Origin of the sequence: Zobellella denitrificans (assembly GCF_002237365.1) — a bacterium.
In the GTDB taxonomy this organism is placed as follows: Bacteria; Pseudomonadota; Gammaproteobacteria; order Enterobacterales; family Aeromonadaceae; genus Oceanimonas; species Oceanimonas denitrificans.
In genome coordinates, this window is sequence record NZ_NMUO01000119.1 from 1 (window position 1) to 9,939 (window position 9,939).

The 9,939-nt window shown below is 63.5% G+C and carries 7 protein-coding genes and 1 pseudogene; 2 read left to right on the forward strand and 6 right to left on the reverse strand.

Translation table 11 applies throughout. The annotated features are described in order from the left end of the window. Positions 1-427, reverse strand: a pseudogene (locus CGX12_RS17635) (hypothetical protein); the annotation flags it as partial. Beyond that, complete coding sequence (locus CGX12_RS17640) at positions 424-1,944, reverse strand: ABC transporter substrate-binding protein (protein ID WP_094041145.1); 1,521 nt, start codon at positions 1,942-1,944, stop codon at positions 424-426. The gene CGX12_RS17640 and the pseudogene CGX12_RS17635, both read right to left, overlap by 4 nt. A gap of 165 nt (positions 1,945-2,109) precedes the next feature. Here CGX12_RS17640 and CGX12_RS17645 point away from each other — a divergent pair, with 165 nt between their 5' ends. Then, positions 2,110-2,649 (forward strand): glutathione peroxidase, encoded by a 540-nt coding sequence (locus CGX12_RS17645; protein WP_094041146.1) that lies wholly within the window; start codon positions 2,110-2,112, stop codon positions 2,647-2,649. Positions 2,650-2,747: 98 nt separating this feature from the next. Here CGX12_RS17645 and CGX12_RS17650 read toward each other — a convergent pair whose 3' ends face one another. The 3 genes from CGX12_RS17650 to CGX12_RS17660 all read right to left on the reverse strand — a co-directional run bounded on the left by CGX12_RS17650 (position 2,748) and on the right by CGX12_RS17660 (position 7,522). Continuing rightward, the gene (locus tag CGX12_RS17650) at positions 2,748-4,280 is read right to left on the reverse strand and encodes a TerC family protein (protein ID WP_094041147.1); all 1,533 of its coding nucleotides are present in this window, start codon (positions 4,278-4,280) and stop codon (positions 2,748-2,750) included. A 299-nt stretch (positions 4,281-4,579) separates the two neighbouring features. Continuing rightward, the gene (locus CGX12_RS17655; RefSeq protein WP_094041148.1) at positions 4,580-6,121 is read right to left on the reverse strand and encodes an alpha-glucoside-specific PTS transporter subunit IIBC; all 1,542 of its coding nucleotides are present in this window, start codon (positions 6,119-6,121) and stop codon (positions 4,580-4,582) included. Between the two features lie 66 nt (positions 6,122-6,187). Further along, complete coding sequence (locus CGX12_RS17660) at positions 6,188-7,522, reverse strand: 6-phospho-alpha-glucosidase (RefSeq protein WP_094041149.1); 1,335 nt, start codon at positions 7,520-7,522, stop codon at positions 6,188-6,190. 199 nt (positions 7,523-7,721) lie between these two features. Between CGX12_RS17660 and CGX12_RS17665 the strand changes: the two genes are divergently transcribed. Then, a complete protein-coding gene (locus CGX12_RS17665) occupies positions 7,722-8,432 on the forward strand; it encodes a GntR family transcriptional regulator (protein ID WP_094041150.1) in 711 nt (236 codons plus the stop codon). 9 nt (positions 8,433-8,441) lie between these two features. Here CGX12_RS17665 and CGX12_RS17670 read toward each other — a convergent pair whose 3' ends face one another. Next, on the reverse strand, positions 8,442-9,830 hold the full coding sequence (locus tag CGX12_RS17670) for an AMP-binding protein (RefSeq protein WP_094041151.1): 1,389 nt from the start codon (positions 9,828-9,830) through the stop codon (positions 8,442-8,444). Positions 9,831-9,939: the final 109 nt, after the last annotated feature.

The window sequence follows — 9,939 nt, forward strand, 5'->3', positions numbered from 1 at the left end:
ACGGAGAGGCGCCCCGCCCCTCACGTCTCTCCCGCTCTATTCGCCGGCAGCTCCAGAGTTGTATAAGAGACAGGCCCACCACCCGCGCCACCCCCCCGGCGGCGGCGGCCAGCTTGAAGGAGTGGCCCAGTTGGTGGTGCAGCTCGTCCACCACCGCCTCGCCGCTCACCAGGGAATGGCCCAGATCCAGCCGCAGCAGATCCCACAGCCAGTGGCCCAGGGCCTGCCAGGCGGGCAGGTCCAGGCCCAGCTCGGCGCGCACCGCGGCGGCGGCGGCCGCGTTCACATAGTCGTAGCCATAGCGGCCGGCGGCGATGCGAAAGGCCATGTCCCCGGGCAGGGCATGGGTGAGGATAAAGGTCAGCACCCCCACCATCAGCGCCACCAGGGCGGCCTGCATCAGCCGGTAGCTCAACACCGGTATCACTGGGCCCACCTCATCTCGCTCACCCTGTAGTTACGCTCGAAGGGATCGATGCCGAAGCCCTCGACCTTGCTGGAGACGGCGGCGGTTTGCTGATACCAGGCCACCGGGATCACCGGCAACTGCTGGTGCAGTATGCCGGCGGCTTCCCGTCGCAGGCTGGCCAGGGTCTCGCCGTCGGTGTGTGCCAGCAGTTGCTGCAAAATCTCGCCCAGGCGCGGGGACTGCCAGTTCATGGCGCCCCAGTCGCCGCCTTCGGGACCATAGTCCTGCAGCAGGGTGCCGAGGGGATCCGGCACCAGCGCGAAGTTGCGCGCCATCAGGCCCAGTTGCAGGCTGCCGTCCCGGTGGCCGGCGGGGATTTCGCTGGAGTTGGTGACGTTGACCGCCAGCTCCACGCCCAGTTCCCGCAGCTGATCCTGCATGGCGGTGGCCAGCAGCGGCAGCTCGGGCCGGTCGGCAAAGGTGGTCAGCGTCAGCTTGAAGGGTTCGCCGTTGCGGCTGAGCATGCCCTTGCCGTCCGCCTGCCAGCCCAGGCCGGCCAGCAAGGCCCTGGCCTGCTCCAGATCCCGCTCGGCGCCGGCCACCTCGCCCAGGTGCCAGTCGTTCAAAGACGGCGGAAACAGCTGGTTGGCCGCCGCCTCGGGGGTGCGCAGCAGGGCCACGGCCATGCCGGTGCGATCCAGCGCCAGGCTCAGGGCCCGCCGGGCCTCGGGCTCGGCCAGGAAGGGGTGGCCGGCGTTCACTTTAAGGGTCACGGTGCGGGGAATGGGCTCGGAATGCACGCTGAGCCGGTTGTTGCGCTGCAGCCGGGCCTGGCTGGCCGGATCCAGGGTGAAGACGATGTCGGCGTCGCCGCTTTCCGCCATCAGCGCCCGGGTCTCGCCCCGGCCGGCGGCCAGGTAACTGATCTGTTCGATGGCGGGCGCCTCGCCCCAGTAGTCGTTGAAGGCGACGGCAGTCAGCTTTTGCGGCATCTGCAACTGCTCGATACGGTAGGGGCCGGTGCCGATCACCTGGGTGGCCTCGCCGGCCTCGTTGTAGGAGGCGGGCGCCAGTATCTGGGCGGAGCTGTGGGCCAGCAGCGCCGGCAAGGGCGTGAAGGGGCTGTTCAGGCGGATCAGCAGCTCATCCCCCTCGGCGGTAATGGCCGCTATCGGCGCCTCGGTCAGCATGCCGGGCTTGGCCAGGGACAGTTGCAGCGCCTTGGCCGCCACCTCGGCGGTAAGCGGGCTGCCGTCGTGGAAGAGCACGCCCGGCCGCAGGGCGAAACGCCAGCTCAGCTGGTCGTCGGAAACCGTCCAGCTCTCGGCCAGGCTGGGCTGGGGATGGCCCTGGTTGTCCACCTCCACCAGGGTTTCACCGATCTGCAGCCGGGTATAGACATAGCCGGCCTTGGAAGGATCGGTACTGCCGACTTCCCAGGGCGCGACGATGTCGAGCACCCCTTCGGTGGCATGGGTGGAGGCGGCAACGGCCAGCAGGCCGGCGCCGAGCAGAGAAGATCGCAGTGGCATCATGGGGGCTACCTGAACAGTGGATACGAATGAGAACAACTATTTTAGTTATAATATAACATCACAATTCATCCCCATCGTCACCCCGCTGCAAGCATTTTTTATCCGCCAGGGTCTTTGTGGCTGTAACCTTAAACCATGCCCATGGACCATCAGGGAGTGATCGAGATGAAAAAACTGTTCAGCGGCCTGTGTGGCCTGCTGCTGTGCCAGACGGCAACCGCGGCACAGCCGGACACCGGCGCCCTGTTTGAACACCGGCTACCCCGGCTGCACTCGAACGAGACGGTGGACATGCGCCAGTTCGCCGGCCAGCCGCTGCTGGTGGTGAACACCGCCAGCTTCTGCGGCTTTACCGGCCAGTTCGAGGGGCTGGAGGCGCTGCACCAGCGTTACCGGGACCAGGGGCTGAAGGTGGTGGGCTTTCCCTCCCACGACTTCCGCCAGGAAGCCGACGACCAGGCCAAGACGGCGGAAGTCTGCTACGTGAACTTCGGGGTCACCTTCGACATGGTCGCACCCATCAAGGTGCGAGGCGACGACGCCCACCCCATCTTCAAGGAGATCGCCCGCCAGAGCGGCAAGGCGCCGCGCTGGAACTTCTACAAATACGTGATCGATCGGGAAGGCCGGGTCACGGCGGTGTTTTCCAGCCTGACCAAGCCGGAGGACGAAAAACTGAAAACCGCCATAGAGGCGGTATTGTAGCCATCCCCGCGATATTGATGGTCACCCCCGCGCAGGCACCCTACCCCGTCTCCCCCGCGAAGGCGGGGGTCCAGGGCAGGTTACGACACCGCCCTTGCTCAGGCGGTAAGGGGAGTAATGCGTACCTGGGCGATGCGGAAGTCTTCCACTTCCGTCACCTCGAAGCGCAGATCCTCGCGCTCGAACACCGCGCCCGGCTCCGGCAACTGGCCGCTCCAGGCCAGCAGCATCCCCGCCAGGGTAGCGTAGTCGTTGTCCGGGTCCACCAGTCCCTTGCGCGCCAGCACCTGCTCCAGGTAGTGCAGATCGGTGCTGCCCTTCACCAGCCAGCCGTCTTCCTGGGCCAGCACTTCCGGGATCTCGTCCTCATCCAGGAACTCGCCGACGATGGCCTCCAGCAGATCGTGAGGCGTCACCAGCCCCTGCACGGTGCCGAACTCGTCGTTCACCAGCACCAGGTTGCCGCGCGCCTCGCGCAGTATGCTGAGCAGGCGGATCACGCTGATGCTGTCCGGCACTATGATGGGATCCTGGTTCTGGGCCAGCTCGGCCAGGGCTTTGCCCTCCTTGAGGCCCGCCACCAGCTCCTTGGAGCGTACCACCCCCAACAGGTTGTCCAACTCCCCCTCGCAGACGGGGAACTGACTGTGGGACGAGGCCATCAGCTCTTCCAGCACCAGCTCGGGATCGTCGGTCACGTCCAGCCAGACGATGTCGGCCCGGGGCGTCATCACGGTGCGGATGGAGCGCTCGGCCAGCGACAGTACCCCGCTGATCATGTGCCGCTCTTCCTCGGCAAAACCCTGCTCCCGGGCCTGCGGCTGGGTCTCAATTGATTCCTCCTCCACCCTCTTGCCGCCCCCCATCAGATTGAAGATGGCCTGGGTGGTGCGCTCGCGCAGGGGCAGACGCGCCTCGGCCTTCTGTGAGTTGCGCTTGGCCAGCTGATTAAGAAACTCGATAAGGATCGAGAAACCGATAGCGGCGTACAGATAGCCCTTGGGAATATGCAGCCCGAAACCCTCGGCCACCAGGCTGAAGCCGATCATCAGCAGGAAGCTCAGGCACAGCACCACCACGGTAGGATGGGCGTTGACGAACTCGGTGAGCGGTTTGGACGCCACCAGCATCACCACCATGGCCAGCACCACGGCGATCATCATCACCGCCAGGTTGTCCACCATGCCCACGGCGGTAATGATGGAGTCGAGCGAAAACACCGCGTCCAGCACCAGGATCTGGGCGATAACCACCCCGAAGCCCGCGTAGGCCACGCTGGTGCCGGCCTCGTGCAGCTTGCCTTCCAGCCGCTCGTGCAGCTCCATGGTCGCCTTGAACAGCAGGAAGAAGCCGCCGGCCATCAGGATCAGATCCCGCCCGGAGAAACTCAGTTCACCCAGGGTAAGCAACGGCCTGGTCAGGGTCACCAGCCAGGACACCAGGCTCAGCAGGCCAAGGCGCATGATCAGCGCCAGCGACAGGCCGATGATGCGGGCCTTGTCGCGCTGGTGGGGCGGCAGTTTCTTGACCAGGATGGCAATAAACACCAGGTTGTCGATACCCAGCACGATTTCCAGGATCACCAGCGTCAGCAGGCCTGCCCAAATAGACGGATCCATCAGGAATTCCATGATTTACCTCTTGATACGTGTCGATAGGTGCAGATCAGCGAATGGCGCAAGCCAGGCCGGCAAGCTGAGTATAGCCGGGGCAGCGGACAAATCCGGATGGGGCGGCGGACGCCGGAAACGGCAAAAAGAAGGAAAGAACAGAGCAGTTAAGGGTAAGTTGCAAGCAACTTCGCGAGCAATCCATATAGTTACCGGTTTTTGACCGGGCCTCTCGGTTAAAATGAACTCATATCATATCGCCGTCGCCGCTCTTGGCAAGAGGGAAAGGGGCACAGATAGCCCTGTGCCCCTTTCCTGCTCTATTTGCAGAGCAGTTGCATTTCTTCCCGTACCTGGGGTACGGACAGCCCCACTATGATCTGGAAGTTGTTGCCACTGCGTACCACATTCACCGCCCCGGACGCCTGAAAGAAGGCGGTTTCCTTCACCCGGGCCGGATCCTTGACCTTGATACGCAAACGCGTAGCGCAGTTGGTCAGGCTGTCGATATTGTCGCTGCCGCCCAGTCCGTCTAGGAAGGCGGCTGCCATGGTGCCATCCAGGCTTTCTCCGGACTTGAGCTTCTTGAAATCCTCCTTGGTATAGAGCTTGGCACTCCCCTCACCCCGGCCTGGGGTCAGCAGGTTGAACTTCAGGATCAGGGCCCGGAACAGCACGAAGTAGATACCGGTAAAGCACAGGCCCAGCCCTATCTGCAGCAGATAGGTGGCGGCGTGGTTGCCGAACAGCGGTAACCAGTTCTGGAACACGAAGTCGATGAGTCCGGTCTGGAAGTTGCCCGATACCCCCAGCAGGTAGGCCAGGGTTGCCATGGTGGCCGACAGTATGGCATGCAGGGCAAACAGCACAGGCGCGATAAAGAGGAAGGTAAACTCTATGGGCTCGGTAATGCCGGTGAGCACGGCGGTAATGGTGGCAGAAAGCACCAGGCCCAGCACCATCTTCTTGTTTTGTGCGCTGGCCGTGGCATAGAGAGCCAGGGCGATGCCCATGGAGCCGAACACCTTGCCCATGCCGGTGAGCATCAGGCCGCCCTGGGGAAACAGGGTGGTCAGGGGTTCACTGCTTGCCGCATAGTCGGGAATGTGCTGGATCCAGTGATTAACGGTACCGCCGTCCACCGCGACCGGGCCGTAGAATACGGGACCGTAGATGAAGTGATGCAGGCCGGTCGGGATCAGGATGCGCTCCAGGAAGGTGAACAGCCAGACACCGGCGGCTCCGGACGATAACATCACCCCCTGCAGCCCCTGGATACCGGCCTGGATGGTAGGCCAGACGAAGACGGTGACGACTGCCAGGGCACACATTAGCGGGAAGCTGATGATCACCACCAGCGGGGTACCGCGGAACACGCCCAGCCAGTCCGGCAGCACCGCATCGAAGTAGCGGTTATGCAGCCACACCGTGATGGAAGCCACCACTATGGAGCCCAGCAGCGAGGTGTCCAGGGTCAGTACACCACCGACGTCGACCAGCCCCAGTTCACCGGCCTGGTAGTTGATGCCGAGCTGCTCACCCCAGGCTTCGAGAATACCACCCACGAAATAGTTGAAGGTAAAGTAGGCCACGAAGGTAGCCAGCACCGCCCGCCCCGATGCCTTCTTGGCCAGGGCGATGGGCAGGCCGAGGGCAAACAGCAGCGCCATGTTCTTGAACACCACCAGGGAGGCGTTCAGAAACAGGGTCACCACCTTGTGATAGGCGGAGCCTTCCACCGCGAACGGAAACAAATCCGGGTTCAGCAGCATCACCGTCAGCCCCAGCAGCATCCCTGCCACCGGAAACAGCAGCACCGGCACGAACATGGCAGCGCCAAAACGCTGGATCTTGTCTTTCATCAGAATTTCCCTCTCTTAATTCTCTCATGCTGGTTTTCTGAGGCCCCCGTCCGGGGGCCGGGAGGATTAACGGCCGCCAAAAAACTGGGGCAGATAGTCCCGGTTGGCATGGAGCAGTTCGTCCACTATGGCCCTCGCCTTTGGTGCATCCACCACGGTACGGTTAAGGGTCAGCGCTTCTACCAGCTGTTGCTTAGACCCCGAATACCAGGCATCGACGGTGAGCTTTTCATAGGCCAGTTGGCTTTCCATCATCGCCTTGTAGAACTGGCCGATCTTGCCGACCGCGAAGGGCTTGGGTCCGTCATTGGTGATCCTGGCGTGCACTTCCACCATCACATCGTCCTGAATGTTGCTGATGATGCCGTTGTTCTCGACGATCACGATAAAGGTATCACCCCTGTTGTAGGCCAGAGAGGCCGCCACCCGCACCATGTAACGGCCGTGGATATCGGCTTCCAGTTCCTCATGCCGGGTGGTGCCCGCCGCGATGATGCGCTGGCACAGGCTGGCCACCCGCTTTTCCCGGCCGTTGATCACCTGGTTGGCCCGGGTATTGGTGATGTCTTCCTTGGCTGCCATGTCGGAGGGGTAGAGGTAATACTGAAGGTAGGTGTTGGGCAGATACTCGGGAAAGTCGGTGAGCATGCGGCGGATGTTCTTGAAGGTCTTCTGCCAGGAAGGATCATTGGCAATTTCAGGATCCGTCGGCGCTATGCCCTGCTCCAGGATACGTTCCTTGATGACCCGGGTCAGATCCTCACCCTGCTTGTTCCGGACCGCGGTAAACCAGCCGTAGTGGTTCAAGCCAAAGTATTCCGGCACCAGATCCCAGATTTCACAACCGAGCAGGGAGGCATAGCTGACCATGATGGCCGCCGGCATATCGCAGATATTGAGGATGCGCCTGTCCCGCGGAAATTCGCGACGCAACGCCTCGGCGACGATGGCCGCCGGATTGGTGTAGTTGAGGATCCAGGCATCGGGGCTGTACTCGCGGATCTCCCTGATCAGATTGATCATGTCACCGATCGAACGCAGTCCGTAGGCCATCCCGCCGGCACCACAGGTTTCCTGCCCGACGCAGCCATGGGCCAGCGGGATCTGCTCGTCCTGCTTGCGCATGGCCAGACCACCGGTACGTATCTGGATGAAGAAAAAATCGGTGTTGGCGAAGGCTTCGGCCTTGTCCGTGGTGTAAACGAACTCCTCCACCTCCGGGTAGTGCTCGCGCAACAGGATCTCGGTGGCCTTGGCATTCAACGCCTGGCGCTCGGCATCCTGATCGAAAAACACTATGCGCTTGAGGGGCAGGTTTTCCTTCTCGGCGATCAGGCTCATGATCATGCCAATGGTGTAGGTGCTGCCGCCACCGACGATGGTCAGGTTCTGCTTTTTCATGCTGGTCTCTCCGGGTAGTGATAAAATTTGTATTAAATTAGTATCACACAAGGAACCAATTCAATACAAAAACCACTAAATCGTGATTAAAATCACAGCAAACCCCGAAATTGGACTCTTATTAGTATTAATACCTTTGCATTGAGCCGCCGCAGCCGGCGTGGTCTAATGACGTTATGGCACTCCCAGAAGCAGAACCATGGTCCAGAACCCCTTGTATCGACAGGTCGCAGACAAAATCCGCGAGCAAATCCGCAGTGGCGGGCTCAAGCCCGGCGATGCCCTGCCCACCGAAGTGAAACTGCAACAGCAGTTCGGTGTCAGCCGGGTCACTATCCGCCAGGCGATCAAACTGCTGGTGGAACAGGACGAGCTATACAGCGTGCAGGGTAGCGGCACCTATGTGCGGGAGCAGCGCATCAAGCATGATATCTACCAGTTGCGCGGTTTTAGCGAGGAAATGAGCAGCACCGACCGTCAGGCCAGCACCGAGGTGCTGGACTTTGCGGTGATGTTGCCACCTCCCAGGGTGGCCAGTGCGCTGGGGCTGACGGAGCAGGAACGGGTGGTTTACGCCAAGCGGCTGAGGCTGCTGGACGGCAAACCCCTTATCGTGGAGGAGACCTGGCTGCCGCTGGCGATGTTCCCGGATTTGAGCTTCGAGGTCATGCGACGCTCCAAATACCAGTACATCGAACAGGAGAAGGGGCTGAAAATCGATCGCAGCGAGCAGGAAATTGCCCCGGTCCTGCCCTCCCCCGATATCTGCCGGCTGCTGGGGTGCTCCGCCTCCGATCCCATACTGGAAATCAGCTCACGGGGTTTTCTCAGCACTGGAGAAATGTTTGAATTCAGCGTGCACCACTTCCTCACCCGGGAGTACAAGTTCAGTCTGGTGGCCAAGCGCTGAGGTCTCCCCTTATTGGGCCAGGAGGTCAGCCGCCAGCCTGGCCAGTTGCCGGCGGGCAGGCTTGAGCCCGGTCTGGGCCGGCCAGGGCAGCCAGGCGTCCGGCACCATAAAGCCGGGCAGTTGCTCGCGCAGCCAGTCGGCCAGCTCGGGAACGGCCACCGACCCACCGTGCCGGTCGATAAAGCACACCGGCCGCTGCCCCCACTCAGGGTGGCACACCGGCACCACCAGCGCCTGCACCACCGCCGGGTGCTCCAGCAAGCGCTGCTCTATGGCTTCGGGCTGGATGTTCTCGCCGCCCGAAATAAACAGATTGTCGCTCCGCCCCACCAGCCGCAGCCGGCCGTCGCCGGTCAACCGGCCCAGATCCCGGGTGGCGAACCAGCCCTCGCGGTTCACCACCGGCTCGACCCGGCCCGCCTGGAAATAGCCGTCGCAGAGCGTCTCGCCCCGTACCTGGATCTCGCCGTTCACCAGGCGCAGCTCCCGCCCGGGCAGGGGCCGCCCCAGGCTGCCGTCCGCCTCCGCCCGGCCGGTACAGACCTGGCTGCTCATCTCCGACAGGCAATAGCTGACCCAGGGCACCATGCCCCGCTCCCCCAATTGCCGCACCAGGGTCCGGGGGATGGCCGCCCCCCCCAGCAGCAGGGCCTGCGGGCGGGAGCCGGCCGGGGCGAAGCCGGCCCCCCGCAGCCGCCACAACTGGGTCGGCACTAGCGACAGGTGCGTGATGGGCTGAGTACGCAGCCGCTCTGCCAGGGGGCGCTCGCGCTGCTCCAGCACCAGGATCGCCCCGGCCAGGAACACCCGGAACAGGATGGCATAGCCGCCCACGTGGAACAGCGGCAACGACAACAGCCAGCCGCTGTCGTCGGCCAGCGGCAACCGGGCGGCCGAGCCCCGGGCCGAGGCCAGGTGATTGTCCAGCCGGTGCGCCACCGCCTTGGGCCGGCCACCCGACCCGGAGGTGAGGATCAGGTTGCACAACCGTCGCGGCGCCAGGCTAATGGCCGGGCCGCGTTCGAGGCGCGAAAAGTCGAGCCGGAGCCAGCGCCAGGGGCCCACCGGCGCCGGTGCGGGGGAACAGAAGGCCGCCACCCGCAGTTGCCGGGCCAGTTCCGCCAACCGGGCCGGCGGAACCGCCGGATTGAGCGGGCAGAACACCAGGCCGGCCCGTATGCAGGCCCAGGCCAGCAGCACCCCGTGCAAACCGTCGCGCACCGGCGCCGCCAGCCGGTCGCCCGCGCGCAGGCCGGCCTCGATCAACTGCCGCTGCAACCCGTGCAGACAGCGGTCCAGGGTTCGGTAATCGAGCATGCCTTCGGGGCCGACAATGGCCGGCCGCGTCGGGGTCAGGCGGGCCCAGTGCTGCACCGGGCAGTCGTTATCGCGTCTCATAGAGGCACTCCATCCGGGCGGGATCGGGCCGGCCGTCAGCCCCCAGCACATCGCCGGCCAGCCAGCCGGCGGTGTCCAGCCCCGGCGCCTGCCCCGGCGCCCACTCGGC

Excerpts from the sequence above, each read along its gene's own strand:
- CGX12_RS17640 (WP_094041145.1), bottom strand. The coding sequence starts at position 1,944 with ATGATGCCACTGCGATCTTCTCTGCTCGGCGCCGGCCTGCTGGCCGTT.
- CGX12_RS17645 (WP_094041146.1), top strand. The coding sequence starts at position 2,110 with ATGAAAAAACTGTTCAGCGGCCTGTGTGGCCTGCTGCTGTGCCAGACG.
- CGX12_RS17650 (WP_094041147.1), bottom strand. The coding sequence starts at position 4,280 with ATGGAATTCCTGATGGATCCGTCTATTTGGGCAGGCCTGCTGACGCTG.
- CGX12_RS17670 (WP_094041151.1), bottom strand. The coding sequence starts at position 9,830 with ATGAGACGCGATAACGACTGCCCGGTGCAGCACTGGGCCCGCCTGACC.
- CGX12_RS17655 (WP_094041148.1), bottom strand. The coding sequence starts at position 6,121 with ATGAAAGACAAGATCCAGCGTTTTGGCGCTGCCATGTTCGTGCCGGTG.
- CGX12_RS17660 (WP_094041149.1), bottom strand. The coding sequence starts at position 7,522 with ATGAAAAAGCAGAACCTGACCATCGTCGGTGGCGGCAGCACCTACACC.
- CGX12_RS17665 (WP_094041150.1), top strand. The coding sequence starts at position 7,722 with ATGGTCCAGAACCCCTTGTATCGACAGGTCGCAGACAAAATCCGCGAG.